A 20,299-nucleotide genomic window follows, 5' to 3' on the forward strand; every position below is an offset into this window, starting at 1 on the left:
TTTTACCAATACTAAATGAATAATATTAGAACCATTTTTTCATTGCTGCTGGGAATGATAATAGGGAAATAGCAGTTTAAAACTGCACCGCCTTTCTTATCATTTCCCTGCCTTCGGTTTCAACGTAGCTGAGGAAAACCTGGGCAATGGGAGAGAGGCTCTCCGCTTTGGTCCAGGAAAATGACCACTTTGACTGAATGGGCAAACCTTCCACATTGACCTTTTTCACGCCGTAAATTTCACCAAAGGCGAGTGTATGGGCCGATAGGATCGCAACACCAAGCCGTGACAAGACGGAGTGAATAATGGCTTCATTGCTGGCGATGGTCATCTTAATATTTGGCGTATGTTGCTGCTGTTTGAAAAAGTCTTCAATGGCATAACGGGTGCCCGAGCCTTGTTCTCGGATAAGAAAGTCTTGCTGGCAGAACTCTTCCAATGACACGCTGTTCCTGTTGGCAAGAGGGTGGTTGGCTTCGGCTATCGCAACCAGATCATTGGACATAAACTCAATCACGTCGAGATCGAGCCCTTCTGGCAGATGGCTGAATACATAAAAATCGTCCATCCCTTGCTCCAGGCGCTCAATTATCTGTTGCCTGTTGGCGATCGTAAATTGGATATCGATACCCGGGTAGTGCTCGCAGAACGGCCCGAGTAGATGCGGGATGAAGTATTTTGCGGTCGTGACACAGGCCAGCCGAAGGGTGCCTGATTTTAACCCTCTGAGGCTTGAAAGCTGCATGTCTAGCTCTTCGCAGTTTTGCAGGATTTTCTTGGCCGTTGCGATCGTGGCGAGACCGGCATCGGTAAACTTCAGTTTTCTGCCGACTTGTTGATAGAGCGGTAAACCGATAGCTTCTGTTAGTTTTTTCAACTGCATGGAGACAGTCGGCTGAGTCAAAAACAAGGTTTCGGATGCCGATTTAATACTTCCTTGTTCATGAACAGCCAGCAATATTTCCAGCTGGCGGAATGTGCCGATATGGGCGTGCAACCGAGATGCCATCGTTTGCTCCTTTGTATAGACTTTTATCTAATCATGATATAGCTATTATCTATTTTTATCTATGGGATGACGGCGGTAAGATTTTCATCAGTTCGATGGAGGTCACTATGAATGTAAGAAGCTTATTTTTGCCAGCATCAACCAGCCTGATGCTGGTTTTGTTTTACGGCTTGAGTGTGGAGATCGGCCATAGCTTGCTAGGTTTTGTTGTCTTGGCTGTTAGCTTGGTCGGCTTGATATTGGTCAATGTTGCGAGTGCGAATGCCGAAAAGGCAAAAGACGCCTCGAAATCAATACCGTTGCGCAAGGCGAATCCGGTTCATGCCATTCAGATTGCAGGAGAACAGTGATCCATGGACGCCGTCGTTGCCTTTTTTATTCTGGGAATCGTATGTCAGCTGCTGGGTGCCAAGGTTTCATTCCCCGAAAATGTCTATAAAACCCTGAGCCTGTTCTTGATGATTGCTATTGGCCTTAAGGGGGGCTTGGCGCTACAGCAACATATCGACTCCGATCTTATTGCCCTGTCTTTGGCCGTGGTTGCATTTGGCTTGTTGCTGCCGCTTATTGCTTACCCGCTGCTCAGGTATTTTGGCCAGCTGGATAGAATCAATGCCGGAGCCGTTGCCGCCCATTATGGTTCGGTCAGTGTAGCGACCTATGCGGTGGCCGTTGCTTTGCTCGAGGCCAACAACATTAGCTATGAGGCCTATTTCCCGCTGTTTGTTGTATTGCTCGAAATGCCTGCGATTCTGGTTGGTTTGGTATTGGCTAAGGGCAGTTTGAAGCTGATCAATGCTGACTTTATCAAAAAAGAGCTGGTGGCCAATCAGAGTATTTTGCTGATGGTCGGAAGTTTACTGATTGGCTATTTTGGTGGCCAAAGTGTTGAAAAGCTAGCACCGTTTTTCATTGAGTTGTTTTCCGGTGTATTGGCCCTGTTCTTGCTGAAAATGGGGTTAGTGGCGGGTGAACAGCTGGCGGCCCTGAAAAAGAACAGCTTGTTCTTGGTGAGTTTTGGTATGTTAATGCCGATGGTTGGCGGTATCTGCGGAACAAGCCTTGGCGTCTTGCTCGGGTTCAGTGCAGGGGGAATTTCGCTGATGGCTATTCTCGGTGCCAGCGCCTCATATATTGCAGTGCCTGCAGCCATGAAACAAAGCTTGCCAGAAGCCAATGCCGGTATGTCGATCACTGCGTCATTGGGGATTACTTTCCCATTCAATGTATTACTCGGCGTGCCATTTTTTATCGCACTGGGACAATATATCGCGGCGTAGAGAAAGATTGAGTCCTTTGGGTAATATAGGCTCCAAAACCGGAGCCTTTATAGTTTTTAATCTGCTGTTAGATATCATCCAAATGATGGTCAAGGGCGTAATTGGCGTCAGCAAAACTAAAGCCCTTGCGAACCAAGAAAGCGGTCGCTTTTTTCTTCTCGGCAAAGTCCGTGATAGGGGCCTTGAATTTCTTGTTGAGCATTGCCAGCGCTTTGTGCTGATCTTCACTCTGCTGTTGCTCACAATCTTCATTGGCTAGCACCTGGTCAATAGCGTCTTGGCTGATCCCTTCGCCGCGTAACTTTTGAATAAGGCCGGTGCGGCCCATTTTTTTACTGTGCTTGGTGATCAATCGCTCGGCAAGTTGCAATTCGTGCTCCAAGTCGAGCGATTGTGCCATGATGGTCTGTATTTTTGCCTGGCTAATGCCCTCTTGCCGCAGGCGAAGACCAATATCATTGGCGCTTTTTTTACCGGCATACTTGTTGATGGTGCGGGTGATCAATACCTCTTGTTCAGACTCATCGATGGTCTGCAGGGCATTGTCGATATCGGCCTGGCTCACACCTTGAAGCTTGAGTTTTTGCGCCAGTACCGCAGGGCCGTAGGAGCGACAGCGCGAATTGACGTAGGTTTCAGCGTAGCGTCTATCCGAAAGGTAGCCGAGCTCTAGCAAGCGGTTGATGACCTGGTTGACCCATTCGGTATTGGTCGTTTTTCTCGTCAGCTTTTCTCGCAGCTTCATGACGGAATAGCCACGTTGGTTGAGCCACCAAATGGCATACTCATAGACATCTTCAACCTTTTGGGCGGGTTTGGGGCCAGCTTTCTTTTGACCGCACCTTTCGGTGTTTTGTTGTTTTTTAGTGTAAGAATACCTTTTACCAGCAGACTGCTTTTCTTCGCTTGACTCTTCTTGAGAGGCCAAGAGCTGATGAGGGTGAGTATTATTATGGTTAGGCTGATCTGAGGGCATGTTTTTCGCTAGTCGTTTTTATGAGTGCCGGGTGCTGAGAAGGGTTATAACAAACCGGGTGATGAGAATGCAAGGTATTGCAGCGTGCCACAATCGAAGAATATTAAGGTTGAAGATCACCTGAATCGCGGCATGTCACCACAGCCATGCCGCAATTTTGGTTAACTGTCTAGTTAAGCACGACGTTTTCTGAAGGCGTATATTCCCGCACTTGCCAAGGTTTTAAATACCACTCCCCATGCATTTAATTTTGGTTTGGGGTCGAGACCTTTAGCCATACGCCACATCTGCTGCTCATACCAAGTAATACTCAACATCCCTAAACGGTCCATTGCTTTGCTGCCCGTTGTGGGGGTGGCCAATGGCATGCTGTATTGGGCATTAGCAATCAGCTTATTGGGGAACTCGGCATCGATAGCAGTGGTTCGTGCTAAACCAATAAAGTCAGTTGCACCGCTCTCGAGTGCCTCATTCATTGCCGGCGCGCTGCGGAATCCACCGGTTACAACGAGTGGGACATCCACCATCTCTCGCACCTTCTCCATATAATCAAGGAAATAGGCTTCTCTCTGAATGGTGCTTTCCTTGGCCTTTTTGCCACTCATCATAGAAGGGCTTTCATAGGTTCCACCGGAAATCTCGATCAAATCTATCCCGGCCTCAGCCAAACTCTGGACTACCTGCATGGAGTCTTCTTCAGTAAAACCGCCTTTCATAAAGTCGGCGCTGTTGAGCTTGATGCCGATAGGGAAGTGATCTCCAACTTGTTCACGGATGGCATGATATACCGACAGGACAAAGCGCATGCGATTCTCAAGGGTACCGCCCCATTGGTCATCACGTTGATTGTGCCTTGGTGAAAGGAACTGGCTAACCAAATAACCATGTGCGCCGTGAATTTGTACCCCGGTAAAGCCTGTTTCTTTTGCTAGTTTTGCGCTGGTGGCAAATTTAGCGATGATAGTGAGGATTTCTTCTTCAGTCAGCGCTTTTGGTGTGTTGAAGCCTTTCTCTAACCCTCTAGACAAAGGTATTGCTGACGGTGCGACTGGCTCTTTGGTCAGAAAATTAGGAATTTGCTTACCAGGGTGATTGAGTTGTGGCCAAATATGAGAGCCGTTCTGCTTTCCGGCCTCGGCCCACTTTCTGAAAACGGTGAGATCACTCTTATCGTCAAGCACGACATTTTTTGGCTCACCCAATGCATTACGGTCAATCATGATGTTCCTAGTCATTGCCAAACCGATACCACCCTCTGCCCAACGTCGATAAAGCGTGACCAAACCTTGCTTGGGGTTGTGTTGTGCGTCACCAAGCTGCTCACTCATGGCTGACTTGAACAAGCGGTTTTTTATGGTAGTCCCTTTGGCGAGTGTAAATGGGCGATTGAGCAATGGCTGGTTAGTTGCTTCCGTGCTTTGTTGTAGTTCTGCTTGCACCATAGTAATTCCTTAACTGGCTATACGGCTTGGGTATAAAATAAGAACGATCGTGCTTTTTATAGCATGCCATGAAACTGATAGATACTGATGTGATCTCATCGAAGGGATTTTGTTTGGGATGATGATAGCTTTTGCGTTGTGAATACAACTGCAAAAAAGTGACGTCGTTGGCAAATGATTAATCGAAATTTGATAGCGGACCACTTGATGTCGACAGCGGACAGTAACGCCTTGGTAACTCAACGATATGCCGTATCCAATTATCATTGGTGAAATACTCGAAAAAAAGAAAGCTACCACAAGGTAGCTTTCGACTGGCTTCAATACTAAGAGACGTTTTGTCGCGGGGTAGTTCTAGTTGGTTATTAGCGCTGATTCAGCTCGCTCAACTTGGCACCAACACCTTGTGAGTAGGCACGGTTGTAGTATTCATCCCAGTTGATAGACCAGAACATCACGCCACCAAAGTTGTCGTAACGTTTAGCTGGTACAACCGTGTCACACTGAGTCCCCAAGACTAGGCAATCCAGTGCTTTGTTGGTGTCGGCGATCGTTGCCTGGCCACTGCCGGCGGCTTTGGCACCGGAAGGCAAACCAATCGAGACCTGATCGTCTCGGAGAGGTTCGAAGTTCGGACCGTTGCCATAGGCCGTCTGGAAGCCTTCGACAAGCATTTTCTGGGCTGCGACCATCATGTCGACAGAGCCAGCAGGCGCAGTGCCGCCATAAGGGTGCTCAAGCCCGCCGTTGTTGTAGAGCTGGACATGAAGTAAGTCGAGCATATCACGGGTTGCGTCGATGACCGGAAGGTATGCTCCCCACACACTGCCATCGGCAATACTGACGTAACCACCTTGCACATAAGGGTGCTCTGGTGCCATGGTGAGATACAAGTCACGGCCCAGTTTATCCTGGATGCTGCGCAGGGCGCGTGGCAGGCGTTTCTGAATTTCAGACCCGTTGACCAGCCCAGAGCCACTCTCGTAGTCAACATCCAAGCCATCGAAGCCCCATTCCTGGACGATAGCGGTCAGACTATCGACGAAGGCTTGCTCAGAAGCATCATCATTCAGGATGATAGTTCCTTCGGCACCTCCCAGGGATAGGACTACTTTACGCCCTTCCGCTTGCAATGCCTGAATATCTTGCTTGAAGCGATTGGCATCAATCGCCGGGCATCCACCATCGCCGGAGAACAGGTTGAAGTAGTTGGTCCCGGGTGAGGCACGGTTAGTATCTGCAAAGGCGATGTCAATAACATCCCACTCGGTAGGGATATCACTCAGGTTCATCGGGCACACAGAGCCGTTGACGAAGTTATGCCAGTAGCCGACAAGTTTGTGTTTATTCTCGGTCGACAACGTCACGCTGATCGTTACGGCACTTGATAGTTCTTCATCACCATTGCCAGCAATGGCTTTGGCTTGGATCTGATAGTCACCGGCCGCTTCAGAGCGCCATGTCGCTTGGTAAGGTGCCTGGTGGGCAGTGGCAACCACTCTACCGTTGACCAGAAAATCCACGCGTTCAATCTCCGACTGGAATGACTTAGCATCTGCGGTCATTTCCACTGGAGATCCAATACTAAAGCGAGATCCTGCTGTCGGCTTGGTAAGATCGATAGCCAAGGCTTGATCAGTAACGGTTACTTGCTGGGTGGTTTCGCCCTCGCCATTATCGGTATCTGTCGCCACGGCTTTAAGGGTGATACTGCCAGTATTGACCGGGATCCACTCTAGCTGGTATTTCGTGCCGTCGACAACGCCATTGCCGATTAGCTGGTTATCAGCAAAGAACTGCACCTTGGCAATATCAAAGGCGCCGGCCGTTGTGTTGACAATCAGATCGGTAGGTATTCCGGCTAACAGGGTTTCACCTGCGGCAGGGGAGGTAAAGCTGAGCTCTGGAGCCGCACCGCAATCACCTTCATGCTGCCATGCATCTTGCCAATGCAAGCCTACACCTGGCTCATAAGCCCAAGCTGCGCCACCACACCAGCCTGGGATCTGACAGCTATATTGGTTATCAACGTTAGTCACAAGTTGGCCTTGGGTATAACTTTGGCCCTCAGCATAGGCCGGTAATTCCTTACAGCTGCCGCCAGGCTGCTTGCCATTGACCGTAAAGTGGGTTGACTGTGTTTTGCTGCTCTGTTGGTTGCTGTCAATGGCCTGTGCATAGATGGCATGGCTACCTGCCGATGATGTCCAGCGGTATTCATAAGGCGCGCTACTGTCACTGCCGATCACCGCATCGTTGAGGTAGAACTCAACCCGCTCTATACTGCCGTGTTCGCTAGAGGCATCGGCAGAAAAAGTGACGGTGTCACCCTCATCGAAAACACTGCCAGCACCAGGTGAAGTCAGAGTAACATTGGGTGGCAATGAGATGTCACTGTCGACAATAGTTATAGAAGCCTGGCTGGACTCTGTCATATTATCCACGTTGGTTGCTCGTACCGTGACCACAGATTGTCCGAGTTGGCTAGGTGTCCATTCGGTCGAAAACGGCGCTTGTGTGATAACGGCTACAGACTCACCATTGACCAAAAACTCGACGTCTTTAATTTCCGAGTTTTTACTACTTACTTCGGCTGCCAGTAAAATGGGTTTATCAAGAACAAATTGGCCGCCGTATTGAGGTGATGTGATAGAGATCGTCGGCGGCTGAGGCTCACCGGTTTCACATTGCCCGAGTAAACTCCATTCTTGATATTGACCTGAGAACTTATCGGGTGCGCTACCTTGCGACCACCAATTTGCTTTATAGGCGTGGTCTAGGTGCTGAACATTGACGCCACCATTATATTGCGTAGTACTATTCCATATTTCCAGATCGGTACAATCATAGCCATCGGCGAAAACATGGGGTGATAAAAGGGTGGCAATAATGCCCGCAAGGGGAAGTTTTTTCATTGAAGTTCCTTTTTGTATAAGTAGTGTTTCTGGAGGCGATTTATCGAAAAATCTTCAGAACTATTAAATGCGCCTGAAAGTTAGAAGTATTTTGGCAGGCTTTTTGTTAGGTGGAAAATAAGTTTTATTGTTGTTGTGATCTGCACCTAAAAATATAATAAGTTTAATCATAAAGTAAAGGGGTATAATTGCTAAAATCATACCTCTGGTGAATATAAATGTTTTTATTATAAAAATAATAAAAATGGGAAAGGAGGTATGGTTCCTCCTTTATTGAGCATGTTGTTGTTATAAGGATTTCATCCAATAATTAATGACTGATTATAAGCTGCTTACGCATAATTAGAAGTATGTTTTTGATATTTCTATTAGTGACTTAACACCTAACTTGTCAAATATTCTAGATTTATAAGTGCTTATGGTTTTCTCACTAAGTAAAAGTTCATTCGCGATGCTTTTATTTGAATGACCAGACATCAACTTGTCTAAAACTTCATGTTCGCGTTTAGATAGTAATTGCATGGAATTAACAGTTTTATTTGATGGAGAACAAAAGTTAATATCTTGTTGAGCATGGCCTGTAGCTAAGTGAATGACTTGTTGTACTAGACAGTCTACATCAACTCCTTTGTCAATAAATCCAATGCCGCCTTTTTCAATCGACAAAAATGAATAGTTAGCTTTATCACCAGATGACATAAATATAACTTTGCCTTGGAAACCTTTTTCTTTAGCTTGCCTGATTAGCTCAAAACCACTCTCTCCTCGTAAATTTATATCAATTAATAGCAGGTTACAGGGTATATCACGAATGTAATTTAATGCTTGCATGATACTTTTAACGCTAGCTACACTATGAACTTGATTATGCAACTGGAATGATTGACATAAAGCAGCCCCAATAATAGGATGATCATCTACAACAAGGCAATGTATAGGCTCAGGGCTAGCGGAAATAAACTGTTTAGGAAAAATATTTGTAATTTCGTTTATCGGTAGTGGTTTGCTGATCAAGAACCCTTGGCAAATAGAAATTCCTATAGATTGTAAGTAATGGAGAGTTTCTTTCGTTTCAACACCTTCAGCAATACATGTCAGGTTCATTTGTTGCGCAAGATTAAAGAGTAATTGGACAATAGTTGACTTCTGAAAGTCCTCTTCAACGCCTTGTATAAAGTTTTTGTCTATTTTAATTTCGTCAAAAGGGATCTGGGTTAGTTTGAAAAGAGATGAGTAACCGGATCCAAGATCATCGATGGATAGTTTCACCCCTAGAAGTTTTAATCTTGAAAGTGCAAGCAATGCTGGGACATCTGCTTGATATAAGTGACTTTCAGTTAACTCTAACGTTAGACGGTTAAGTGAAAAATTATGCCGGGCGCAGCGTTCAGTGATCTCATCGAACAGGCCACTCCATTGAATATCCCGAGATGTAATATTAATGGAAAGTTGTATAGATTCAGGTAATGATTGCACCGCAATAAGGGATTTCTCGAATATAATTTTAAATAATCGAATGTAACTTTCGCTTTGGTTAAGAATATGAACAAACTGATTTGCACTTACAACGCCATAATCAGGGTGATCCAACCTTGCCAGGGCCTCTAAGCCGACAATTTCCCCCGAGTTGATATTGACTTGAGCTTGGTAATGCACAAAGATTTTTTGATTGTCAATGGCCTCTAATATTTCACGTTCAGTAAACTCATAAAGTTTATTGTCAGTTAGTACTGATTTTGATTGCTGACTCTTCTTTGAGCTCAATTCGAGTACTGAGTTTAACTGACTGATTGTATATGGCTTATCAATACGTGAAACCTGTTTGAAGGCAAGTAGTTTGCTGATTTTTTCTACCAGAGAAAGAATGCGACCATTTCCTGCGCTAATGATGACGATGTGGGCTTTTCGTGCTCTTTCTGCAATTTTATTTAGTAGATAGATACCATCATGATCGGGAAGTTGAATATCACAGAAAATTATATTGAATCTATGTGCTTCGCAAAGTTCAAATGCTGATAAACAGTTCGACGCGATCAGTATTCTTTCAACTCCAAGGTTTAATAGATCAAGTTTCAACTGTGAAGCCTGGATATGATCATCTTCAACAATAAGTACTTTCATACATTAAACCTCACAATTATAATATTTTTCACACATTGAAATAATCTCACTCAAAATGCTCACAACTAGCTCGGTATCGTGTTGATCAATCTTGTTCTTGGATTCTAAATTCGACAGGTATGTTGAAAAAACAGGCATACCAAGAAGACTTGCAGAACCTTTGATACGGTGAATGATATTCTTGATATTTTTCTCATCTATTCTAAGATGATCAATATCTTCCTTATAGGTATTTACAATGATTGGAAGAATATCTTTATGTTTTATTGGAATGAAACCTTTAATGAACTCTCCTGCGTGAGACGGAATAATATTGACTTTCGGTTTGAGGTATTGAGATATAACCTTGTAAAGATCTTGCAGCTCATAAGGCTTAAATATAATGTCATTCATACCAGAATTAAAAGCTAGCTCCTTCGCTTCATCACTGACTTCAGCAGTACAACCAATGATAGGTAGCTCTATGTCTTGCTTGATTTCTCGAATTCTTTTCGTGAGTTCATAGCCTGATAACTTAGGCATTCTACAGTCAGTCAAAACCAAATCTAAATCATTCGATTTGTTTATATACTTTAATGCTTCTATGCCGTTTGAAGCTAACTGAACGGTTAGTCCAAATAGTTCAATTTGTTTTTCTAACAGCAGTCTGTTTATTGGGTTGTCATCAACAATGAGAACACATCCGTCGAGTAACTTTTTCTCTGAAGGCATGGGATATTGCTTAGAATTTTTATTAAGCAAACAAAAAAACTCACTTGGATAGCGCAGAATAGATTTTACTTTGTGCTCAGGAAAAGTTGTAATAGGAAGTGTTTCATCTAAAGCATTAAAGCATTTAAGCCAGTTATTAATTTCTTGTACATTTGTGAACATCTTATAATCAAATAATTCGCTTGGTGGGAATGTGGTCATGGGTAATTTAATTTTTACACATGTTCCCTTATCTAATTCTGATTTGATAGATATTTCTCCATCTAACATATCTACAAAGTTTTTGACGATCGTCATTCCCAAACCTGTTCCGCCATACTTTCTAGAAATAGATGAATCAGCTTGTGTGTATGGTTGGTATAAGGTCTCAATATCTCCTTGAGATATGCCAATACCTGTGTCCGCTATTGAAATTTCAAATTGATTATATGTAATACTTACTGATACGTTAATACCGCCAGAGTCCGTAAATTTTACAGCATTAGATAGAAGATTAGAGATTACCTGTATGACCCGATTGCGATCGGTGTGACCAAATATCCATTTTGTTGGCTGCCAATAGATGGAAAAGCTAAGATCATTCTCCTTGCAAACAGTCTCATATTGTTGAAATAGATTATCAAGCTCTTTTAATAAGTTACAGTCTTCAAAGTCTAACGTTAATTGTCCTGATTCACTTTTAGATATATCAAGTATTTCATTTACATGTTGATTCAGGTTTACAGCAGAGTTGTGAAGTGATTCCAATAGCTCTAAAGAGTCTTTGCAGTCATTGTGACGTTCTTTTAACAGTCCGATAAGGCCCAATATTCCCGATATCGGTGTCCTGAGTTCATGAGTTATCATTGCTGTAAACTGCTGACGTATTTCTAGCGAACGCTCAGCTATGTTTCTCGCATTAATGAGTTCTTTTTTTTGTTTCTCTAATTCTGATATTTCGTTCCATACCATTAAATATCCTGGTTCTTTTGAAATAGGATGATTAAATGGAATTCGATAGTACTGGAATGCTAACTCATTTTTATCATCTTCAATAATACCATTGTCGTCTTTTAAGTCATTGTGATTAATCTTTAAGTTAATATATCTATCACGATAAAGTCGGTTGCTAATGAGGGAGTTATTTTTCCCATTGGTTAGTAATAATCCAACTGGTAGATCTTCAAGTAAAGAGCGAAACCATTGTAAGGTTTGATCTGTTAATTCTTTTTTCTTCCTTTCAATTACCAAGTCTTTACGCAATCGAGAGCTGTTTTTTTTATACAACCACCAGATGCCGAGAGACAATATGGCACTTAATAAAATAGATGTATATGTTATTTTCTCATCAAATCCAAAAAAGAAATTTGAACTGCCATAATTATTTTTCAACTCGTTTATTTTTGTTATGCTAATCGTTGACAAAAAAGCATCTACCAAGTGAAAGGTGTCTGCTATTTCATTAGAAAAAACCATGCTTATAGGGAATTTTTGTAACTCTGTTGAACTACTTATATTAAGATTGTCGCTTGCCGTGATGATAAAGTCTTGAGTAAAAACATCTTTGCTGAGGTATACCTTACTGATAGAACCAGATGAAATTGCGATAATTAAATCATCCAAATTAGAAAATAAAATAGTATCTTCAGCTTCTGGTAATATGTCAGATAGGTGATTTTGAGAAATAATAGAACGAGCTAAAATACCAACTTTCTTTGATGTGGTTTTTTTTACATCAACTATCACATAATTTGTATGATAGTATGGGTTCGTGACTAAGCTGTCATTGAAAAATAGCTTTGATTTTTCAGTGTATTGATAAGGGCTGAAATCAATTTCGCCATCTTCCATTAATTTTGCATCACTTTTACCTAAAGGGTTAGGTATATATTTAAATGATAATGATGTGCGCTGCTCAATATATCGCAATATATCTACAACATAACCTCTAGGAGTGTTGGTCGTCGAATCTAGATATATGGCAGGATAAACGTCATTTTCAATTGTATATCTGAGTGGCTTTCTCAACTCAAATTTTTCTTCGACTTTTCCAGAAAACTCAGTGAACAAAAAAGATTTGTTCTCTGTCCATTTTAAATTTTTCTTGTTGTAATTCCTTATTATTTTGTTTATATCATTAAGGTGAGGTAAGTTCTTCTCAGAGGTAATCAAATATCCTTCTTTGAATAACTCTTGCTGCAGGAAATCAATATTGCCATATGTATTACTGTCTAGTGTATGATGCACTAATGTAGCATAGGTACTGACAATGCCAGTAACAAAGTTATCTTCCAATAATTTGATATTGTCATAATGGTCAATGACGGTTATAACATTATCGATATCTTTGCAGTAGAATTGACCTTTAAGGCAAGCATAACGACTTTCACCTTGTAAGTGATTCTTTTCTATTACAGCTATACGATCTCTGTATATTAGCTCTGATAAGTGAAAATTCCCTTTTAGGTTTCGGGGATCCTGAAGAGCAAAATCTACACGGCCCGATTCAAGCGCTTCGACGAGTTCATTTGTGTTGTTGTAGGGTACATAATTCAATTTGTAGCCTAGTTCGTGAGCAATTGTATTAATGATGTCAAAGTCTACGCCTATAGCTTTCCCTGAGTCTGAGTTTATGTATGGGGGGGAAAATGAATCAATAAAGCCAAACAGCCAAACTGCTTGGTTATCATGTCCCTGAGAGCTCTCGTTCTTGTATAGGTAGTTATTAGCGAGTGTTTTGTTGCATATAAAAAGGGAATTTAAAATAATTACTATGAATACTATTGTTTTCATTATTAGGCTGACTGGCAAATGATGTAGCTGATTAATCATAACAGGGCGGGGGGGAATGCGTATAGTCAGATAATTCCTACATTCATATATACCTCTGGGGTATTTTGCTTCAGCTCATCAGTACTCCATCAAGTAGATCACCTTAAGCATAGCAATCGAGCCAAATAGTGCGTCTATTCTGCGGTATACCTGTGAATTTTTGTTAAAAGCTCAATTGCTTTTTATTGGGTTACATTAGCGACACTTTACATTTTTCCTTTTAGTTTGCGTCTTGTAATAAGTTGGCGGTTTTATAGTTTTTTCTCTTTGTTAGGGCTGTTTTTGTGACTTCAATTCAGCTTATCCCACCTTTTTTCCCCTTAATGTAGGAAAAATCTGAAAGGCACAGAGTGCTTTTTTAGTTGAAAATAAAAACATCTTCCCATAAGCCCATTTTGGTTTTTTAAAAAATAATTAGATATATAACAAAGGGTTATTTATATATGATGATAAGGAAAACACCTCTTAATCTGCTTGTTTGTGGACTGATTTCTGGTTCTGCGCTGGCCTCAGCACCTGGTGCGCCAGTCATTGGCTGGGGTGAGCACAAATATGCAATGGTTGAAGTGTCACAAACGGCAATTGCATATAACGAATTGGTTGGTGAGCGTAAAGAGGCGGTGGATGTCACTGTCACTTGGGATGTGTGGTCTGGCGATCCTGCCACTTCCGCGCATGTCTATTTAGATGGCGAGGAAGTGTGGAGCGGTGCGGGTTCGGTAAAAGAAGCAACCTTCCAGATTAACAAGGGCGGCATTTACGAGATGTATGTCGAACTCTGCAACGATGATGGTTGTACACGGAGTACCGAGACCAAAGAAATTGTGGTTGCTGACACTGATGGCTCACACATGGAGCCGCTTGAAGCGAAATTTTATGAAAAGAACAAACCGTATGAGAACAAGTCGAACAGTGTCGTATCAACCTACTACGTCGAATGGTCTGACTACGAACGTAGCTACCCGATTGATCGTGTTCCGCACACTAACTTGACTCACTTCATTTATGCTTTCATTCCTATTTGCGGCGGGGAAGGTATTAACGACAGCGTGAAGGAAATTCCTGGTAGTTTCGAAGCATTGCAGCGTGCCTGTAAGGGAACACCAGATTTCTCTGTGGCTGTTCATGATGCATGGGCTGCACTTCAAATGCCTAAAGAAGGGGCCTCGGAGTGGAGCGATCCCTACAAAGGCAACTTTGCTCAGATGATGGCCATGAAGCAGGCTAACCCTGATATTAAAATTGTCCCATCTATTGGTGGCTGGACACTGTCTGATCCGTTTTATTTCATGCATGATGAGGCCAAGCGTCGGACCTTTGTCGAGTCTGTACGAGAGTTTCTGCTAACTTGGAAGTTCTTCGACGGTGTGGATATTGATTGGGAATACCCTGGTGGCGGAGGTGCCCATCCTACCTTGGGATCGCCGCAAGACGGTGAGCTATACGTGACCTTGATGAGAGAGTTGCGTCAGATGATGGACGAGCTGGAAGCAGAGACGGGGAGAGAGTTCGAGCTTTCTTCTGCCGTCCATACCTCGTCGGTCAAACTGAGTGTGGTTGACTTCAAGGAAGCCCAGCAATACATGGATTATATCTATGTGATGAGTTATGACATGTATGGCGCATTTGACTTGGAAAACCTTGGTCACCAATCGGGTATTTACCAGCCTGAACATGAAGTTCCGAATGATTTCAACCTGAACGAAGGTGTTCAGCATTTGATTAGAACGGGTGTTGATCGCAACCGTATCATCGCCGGGGTGCCTAAGTACGGTCGAGGTTGGACTGGTGTACATAGCTTTACTAACGACAACCCGATGTCCGGGCGTGCGACGGGCGCGATCCAGGGAACTTGGGATCCCGGTGTTGTTGATTACCGCGATATCCGGGCCAATCGCAGCGGCGGCAGTTGGGAAGAGCGCTGGGATGAAGCAGCGAAAGCCTCTTACATGTGGAACCCTGATACAAAAGAGCTGATCACCTTTGACAACGAACGCGCGGTGATGGAGAAGGGCAAGTACGTCAGAGAAAATGGATTGGGTGGTTTGATGTCCTGGGAGATCGATGGCGATGACGGCGATATACTCAATGCAATGCATGAGTCTTTGGGGCATGGTGATGATAGCCAGCCACCTGCGGACAAGCCGCCTGTAGCCAATGCCGGTAAGGACCAGCAAGTCTATGGCCCTGTTGAAGTGACACTCGACGGTTCAGCCTCTTACGATCCTGAAGGTGAAGCCATCACTTACCAATGGACACAAGCTGGCGGCGAGCCAGTTGAAATCATGAATGCAGATCGCGCGAAAGCGACTATTTTTGTGCCTGCTGTTAATGAAGACATGAATTATACCTTTTCACTGACCGTTAAGGATCCGGGTGGCCTGACCGGTACGGATACAACCAGTGTGAAAAATTTAGCGGAAGAGCCAGAGAATTTGCCGCCCGAAGTCACGCTACCGGAAACGCTGTCGGTTGATTCTGATACAGAATTCTCTTTGAAGGCACAGGCAACGGATCCGGAAGGCGCGCCTTTGACCTATTCGTGGGAGTATCCTGCCAGCTTTACCTTGGTGGGCGGGCAGAACAGCAGCCGCTTGACCCTAATAGCCCCAAAAACTGAAGTGGATCTTACTGAAGTGATTACTGTTTTGGTTTCTGATGGCCAGCTTGATACCAGCGCGTCGACTCGAGTAACGGTGATCGGTAAGGATGAGACCCCAACCCCACCGCCAAGCTGTGAGGATAACTGGTCTGCAACTACAACCTACGTGAAAGGTGATGAGGTTGTTCACAACGGTAAGGTATGGGAAGCACAGTGGTGGACGGAAGGTGAAGAACCCGGAACAACTGGTGAATGGGGCGTATGGCGTTTGGTTACAGATGGTGAATGTGGTGGTGAAGAGCCTGGCCCAAGCCCAGAGCCGGGTGATGTTGTTGAATGGGTTGCGGGTCAGACGATGGTAGAAAACGGTGATATTGTGAAATATCAAAACCAGTGCTTTGCAGCCCAAAATAATCCAGGCGTGTGGGAGACTCCTACAACATCAAGCTGGTTCTGGAAGCCAGTGAACTGTCCTGAATAAAACACACTTGTTGGTTAAATAAGAAAATTAGGTCCTGGATATTCTAGGACCTAATTTAACACGTCAGGTATTTGAATATTTAATATGGAAGTAATTAATACAAAGGTAAATTTATGCGTAAGATAAATTTAATAACTGTTGCGATAGTCGGTGCTGCTTTTAGCGGGCAGCTATTTGCTGCGACTGCAATCCCTTTTGTACCGGGTGAAACGCAAGTAAGTAATGGCGACAAGGTTTCTTATAGTGGCGAATGCTTCATCGCTAAAAATAATCCAGGAGTTTGGGAAACCCCAAGTGCATCTTCATGGTTCTGGGATTTGACTGAATGTTCAGATGATGGTGAAAACCCAGGAGAAAATCCTGGAGAGAACCCGGGAGAAAACCCAGGTAACGTTATTCCGTTTGTGCCGGGTCAAACTCAAGTGAATAACGGTGATATGGTTTCCTACAATGGTGAATGCTTTATTGCCAAAAATAGCCCGGGTGTGTGGGAGACGCCGAGCGCAGGTTCATGGTTCTGGGATATTACAGATTGCCCAGATGATCCCGGAGAGCCCGGCGAGCCAGAACTGTCAATTCTCTCTCCAACGGATGGTCAGCGACTAAATGTCAATGAAGCGACAGTTATCCAAGCCCATGTCGAAGGCGAGCTAGCAACCAAAGTTGAATTTTGGGCCAACAGCAATAAACTGGGCGAACAGCCAATTGATCACAGTGAGACGGTATACTCACAGGCTTGGACGCCAAATGAGCTGGGTGATGCCAAAGTTAATGTTTTTGTCTTTGATAAAGATAATCAGAAGGTAGTACAGCAATCCGTTACGGTTTCCGTTGAAGCTGATGAGGATTATGCGGCACCTGAAGTGAGGTTCGTTGCTCCGGCTAATGGTTCAGAATTTGAAAAAGACGATACAGTTGCCATTTCAGTTCACGCAACGGACGCCGACGATGATTTATCACGGGTTGTCGTGAAAGCCAACAATAAACAAATCTGCGAGTTCGATGCGACAAAAACACAGCAGTTCGACTGTAACTGGAATGCCTCGCAAGTGGGCAGCGTGACACTCGAATCTATCGCAACAGATGCGCAGAACCTCTCATCGAGAGCAAGTGTGCAAATAACGGTTACCGATGCAAGTGAACCGCCACCCGTGGAGCCACCTGGTGAGCTATGTGAAGACTTCAATGTTTATCCTGACTGGACGCGTGGTGATCATGCAACCGGTGGTGACATCATGGTTCACAATAACATCGCTTATTCTGCGATTTACTGGACACAATCGGTTCCTGGCAGTGATGGTTCGTGGGAACATCACCTAAACTGTGATGGTACCGATCCCGGTACGGCTCCGCTTCTCTCATTACCGAACCCAATGGATCCTGTGAGGCTTGAGGTGAAGGGTTGGCCGAATACGTTCGTGGCAGCGAGTCCATCTTCAGCTGCACCTGCAACATTGACCGTTAATACCATCAATAGCGAGGATCTGTCTGATTTCGGAAAACTAACCAGTGCGTTCGTCAGTATGATTGGGGCGGCTGAGCAGGCAGGTGCTTCATCAATCATTATCAGCAGTGATGTATTGGATAACATCGCCGCGGATAAAAGCGCATTGTTAGGTACCATTGCCGTTAAAGAAGCACTGATTGAAGCGGTTGATATTACAGGTAGCCGCATTGATATTGACGATATCAATGCGCTTAGTAACGATGCGAAAGGCTGGGCTCAAGCCCATAACCTAATTGTTTCTACGCTGGCTACAGAAGCGACTTTCGGTTGGTCCTTAACGATTGGCGATTTTGCCTATGAAACCCATTCGGGGCGCCAGTCGGTATGGGATGCTGCATCGAGTACCACCGCCGAACTTTTGTATAACTTCGAGCTCTATGACGCGCAAGCGGAGACGAAAGCGGATTTTGTTGTATTTACCAAGCCAAGCACCACGCCTGCTTTAACTAGCGAACAGTGGCACAATGCGCTGGAATATGTAAAACAAGTGACTGACTATGTTCAGACACCGGCGTTATTGGTGTCAATGCCGACAGATCAGGCGGCAACGTATTTTATGGGGGATAAAATTGGCGAGAGCCACATCCGTAAAGCGGCATATAGCAACGTATTCGCCATTATGTTTGACACGGATACTGCCGACTTAAGCGCCAAAATTGAGCGTTACCAAGCTGCTAAAGTGCCACTGTACTACAATGGCGACGATGTTCACGAAGGCCCGCTAACGCGTATCGAAGCCTTGAACCGTGAATTGGCCGATGCAGAATACGTGATGGACAATGAAGCTTTTCTTTACGAAACGCCTCAATCCGAATGGATCCCATCGACGGTCTACAAATGGGCTGACTTTCTTGATGGCCTGAACGCCATGCACAACATCGGTGTTGCGGGCAACACATTCTGGCTTCTTGATGATACTGCTGATGATGAAACAAACATTAAGTATGCAAAAGTCGCGATTGCCGCTTTCCTAGCGCAGAGTATGCAGGAGACTATTCGCTACAATGCTTGTGACGAAAACAACTGGTCTGAAACAAGGTGGGGAGCACCTACTGATTATCCAATGTCAGCCAGCTGTGGTCAGTTAGATCAGAAATACGCTGATTACGGGGTCAATCCCGTTACCGGCCGGGATCACGCATACTCTTGTCCTCGTGACAGCAAGATGGAAGTCAGTGCCTTGACCCATGCTAAATGGTATGGCGCGCCGGCGCCGGTGTTTGCCGCTCCGGATGCAGTGCTTGAAGAACGTGGGCTGCTCGTCAACGGCCATGCGGGTCGCTGGACAAACAATGGTCACTGTAACGAAGAACCGGAAGCTGTTGATACGTCCAAGCAGGTTTGGGAGCGTGACGAATGTAAAGTCTACGTAGGCCAAAAAGCAGGTAAGTTTATCTGGGATGGCAGCAGCCAAGAGAGTGTTGAAGGCTGTGGCTGGTGGGGACGTGGAGTTATCCAAACCACAGGCCGCCAAAACTTCGGTACGTTGAACCACTACATGGGGCGCTCACATGTTGACCCAGATACGATTGGTAAAACCATCGACGGGGTAACCGTTGAAGCGCCACCAGCCAACCCGCTCTACGCAGAACTTGACTTCTGTTCGAACCCTGGGCTGATTTGTAGCTCCGAGGAGAACAGGGAAATTAAGTGGATTGCAGGCTTGTTCTACTGGGTGACCTCAGTGCAGAGTTACCCTGACGAGAGTGGCAACTACCCAGGCTGGAATTACCACGCAGAGCTGAAAAAGTACGTTGAAGGTGGTATGACAGGTACCCAGTTTATCGATGACGTTTCTGGCATCGTTAACCGTGGCTGTCCAGACTTGACGTGTGATACAGGCCCTGTTCACAACGTTGAAGAACGACGCGCTAACTTTAAGCTAGTGTTGGAAAAATTAGGCCTCAATCCACAATAAACGGCGCGAGCAATAAACTTTTTTAAAAAAGCCAGTCAGCAAACCGCTGACTGGCTTTATTGGTGCGCCGAGCATGGCGTTGTTCTAGGAGGTGAAAGTCCTCTACGGGCTCAGTCGAGCGAGAACCGTTAGCCTATGCAAGGGTGCCCACCGTGAGGTGGGATCTGAAGGAAGCAAACGGCAAAACTTGGTTGTGACGAACAGAAATCTGATAGTAGGCCAGTACAACTTGGGTAACCTAGCCATATATAGAATAGCCCAATGCCTCGACGGGAAGTGTGTACGGGTAAATCAGGCACAACCAAGGGAAAGAACAACGTCTTACCTCGGGAGATCTTATTAGCTGTCTCGGACGAGACTAGTGCAGCAGTGATGCTGCGTGACGGTTAATAAGAAGTCAGCAGAAGGCATAGTACCTTGGGGAAGTACAACCCAAGGGAAGGCCGGAACTGAATATATCAAGAAGCAGTCATTAGACACTCAATCATGTGGAGTCATAGCAAGATGAACAATATCTCTACGTACC

The 20,299-nt window shown here is 44.6% G+C and carries 10 protein-coding genes; 4 read left to right on the plus strand and 6 right to left on the minus strand.

Annotated elements, in window-relative coordinates:
• Positions 1 to 76 precede the first annotated feature (76 nt).
• Entirely contained in the window at positions 77 to 1,009 is a 933-nt protein-coding gene (locus tag PTW35_RS07885) for a LysR family transcriptional regulator (RefSeq protein ID WP_281027208.1), read from the minus strand.
• A gap of 107 nt (positions 1,010 to 1,116) precedes the next feature.
• Here PTW35_RS07885 and PTW35_RS07890 point away from each other — a divergent pair, with 107 nt between their 5' ends.
• Positions 1,117 to 1,359, plus strand: a complete 243-nt coding sequence (locus tag PTW35_RS07890; RefSeq protein ID WP_281027209.1) for a hypothetical protein — start codon at positions 1,117 to 1,119, stop codon at positions 1,357 to 1,359.
• A 3-nt stretch (positions 1,360 to 1,362) separates the two neighbouring features.
• Positions 1,363 to 2,289, plus strand: coding sequence for a sodium-dependent bicarbonate transport family permease (locus PTW35_RS07895; protein WP_281027210.1), 927 nt, complete (start codon positions 1,363 to 1,365; stop codon positions 2,287 to 2,289).
• 67 nt (positions 2,290 to 2,356) lie between these two features.
• On the opposite strand, the gene PTW35_RS07900 is transcribed toward PTW35_RS07895, so the two are convergent.
• The 5 genes from PTW35_RS07900 to PTW35_RS07920 all read right to left on the minus strand — a co-directional run bounded on the left by PTW35_RS07900 (position 2,357) and on the right by PTW35_RS07920 (position 13,226).
• Positions 2,357 to 3,034: a RecX family transcriptional regulator gene (locus tag PTW35_RS07900; RefSeq protein WP_281027211.1), complete on the minus strand. Its 678-nt coding sequence runs from the start codon at positions 3,032 to 3,034 to the stop codon at positions 2,357 to 2,359.
• A gap of 404 nt (positions 3,035 to 3,438) precedes the next feature.
• The gene (locus PTW35_RS07905) at positions 3,439 to 4,707 is read right to left on the minus strand and encodes an NADH:flavin oxidoreductase/NADH oxidase family protein (protein WP_281027212.1); all 1,269 of its coding nucleotides are present in this window, start codon (positions 4,705 to 4,707) and stop codon (positions 3,439 to 3,441) included.
• 365 nt (positions 4,708 to 5,072) lie between these two features.
• Positions 5,073 to 7,622, minus strand: a complete 2,550-nt coding sequence (locus tag PTW35_RS07910; protein WP_281027213.1) for an Ig-like domain-containing protein — start codon at positions 7,620 to 7,622, stop codon at positions 5,073 to 5,075.
• Positions 7,623 to 7,964: 342 nt separating this feature from the next.
• On the minus strand, positions 7,965 to 9,743 hold the full coding sequence (locus PTW35_RS07915) for an EAL domain-containing protein (RefSeq protein ID WP_281027214.1): 1,779 nt from the start codon (positions 9,741 to 9,743) through the stop codon (positions 7,965 to 7,967).
• 3 nt (positions 9,744 to 9,746) lie between these two features.
• Positions 9,747 to 13,226 carry an ATP-binding protein gene (locus PTW35_RS07920; protein WP_281027215.1) on the minus strand — a complete coding sequence of 1,160 codons (3,480 nt, stop codon included), beginning with the start codon at positions 13,224 to 13,226 and terminating at the stop codon, positions 9,747 to 9,749.
• Between the two features lie 482 nt (positions 13,227 to 13,708).
• On the opposite strand from PTW35_RS07920, the gene PTW35_RS07925 reads away from it, so the two are divergent.
• Positions 13,709 to 16,348 (plus strand): glycosyl hydrolase family 18 protein, encoded by a 2,640-nt coding sequence (locus PTW35_RS07925; RefSeq protein WP_281027216.1) that lies wholly within the window; start codon positions 13,709 to 13,711, stop codon positions 16,346 to 16,348.
• Positions 16,349 to 16,461: 113 nt separating this feature from the next.
• Positions 16,462 to 19,773: an Ig-like domain-containing protein gene (locus PTW35_RS07930; RefSeq protein ID WP_281027217.1), complete on the plus strand. Its 3,312-nt coding sequence runs from the start codon at positions 16,462 to 16,464 to the stop codon at positions 19,771 to 19,773.
• Positions 19,774 to 20,299: the final 526 nt, after the last annotated feature.

The sequence above is a fragment of the Photobacterium sp. DA100 genome, from assembly GCF_029223585.1.
In the GTDB taxonomy this organism is placed as follows: Bacteria; Pseudomonadota; Gammaproteobacteria; order Enterobacterales; family Vibrionaceae; genus Photobacterium.

Coding starts and splice junctions, on each gene's coding strand:
- PTW35_RS07915 (WP_281027214.1), bottom strand. CDS start 9,743: ATGAAAGTACTTATTGTTGAAGATGATCATATCCAGGCTTCACAGTTG.
- PTW35_RS07895 (WP_281027210.1), top strand. CDS start 1,363: ATGGACGCCGTCGTTGCCTTTTTTATTCTGGGAATCGTATGTCAGCTG.
- PTW35_RS07885 (WP_281027208.1), bottom strand. CDS start 1,009: ATGGCATCTCGGTTGCACGCCCATATCGGCACATTCCGCCAGCTGGAA.
- PTW35_RS07900 (WP_281027211.1), bottom strand. CDS start 3,034: ATGAAGCTGCGAGAAAAGCTGACGAGAAAAACGACCAATACCGAATGG.
- PTW35_RS07910 (WP_281027213.1), bottom strand. CDS start 7,622: ATGAAAAAACTTCCCCTTGCGGGCATTATTGCCACCCTTTTATCACCC.
- PTW35_RS07920 (WP_281027215.1), bottom strand. CDS start 13,226: ATGAAAACAATAGTATTCATAGTAATTATTTTAAATTCCCTTTTTATA.
- PTW35_RS07890 (WP_281027209.1), top strand. CDS start 1,117: ATGAATGTAAGAAGCTTATTTTTGCCAGCATCAACCAGCCTGATGCTG.
- PTW35_RS07930 (WP_281027217.1), top strand. CDS start 16,462: ATGCGTAAGATAAATTTAATAACTGTTGCGATAGTCGGTGCTGCTTTT.
- PTW35_RS07925 (WP_281027216.1), top strand. CDS start 13,709: ATGATGATAAGGAAAACACCTCTTAATCTGCTTGTTTGTGGACTGATT.
- PTW35_RS07905 (WP_281027212.1), bottom strand. CDS start 4,707: ATGGTGCAAGCAGAACTACAACAAAGCACGGAAGCAACTAACCAGCCA.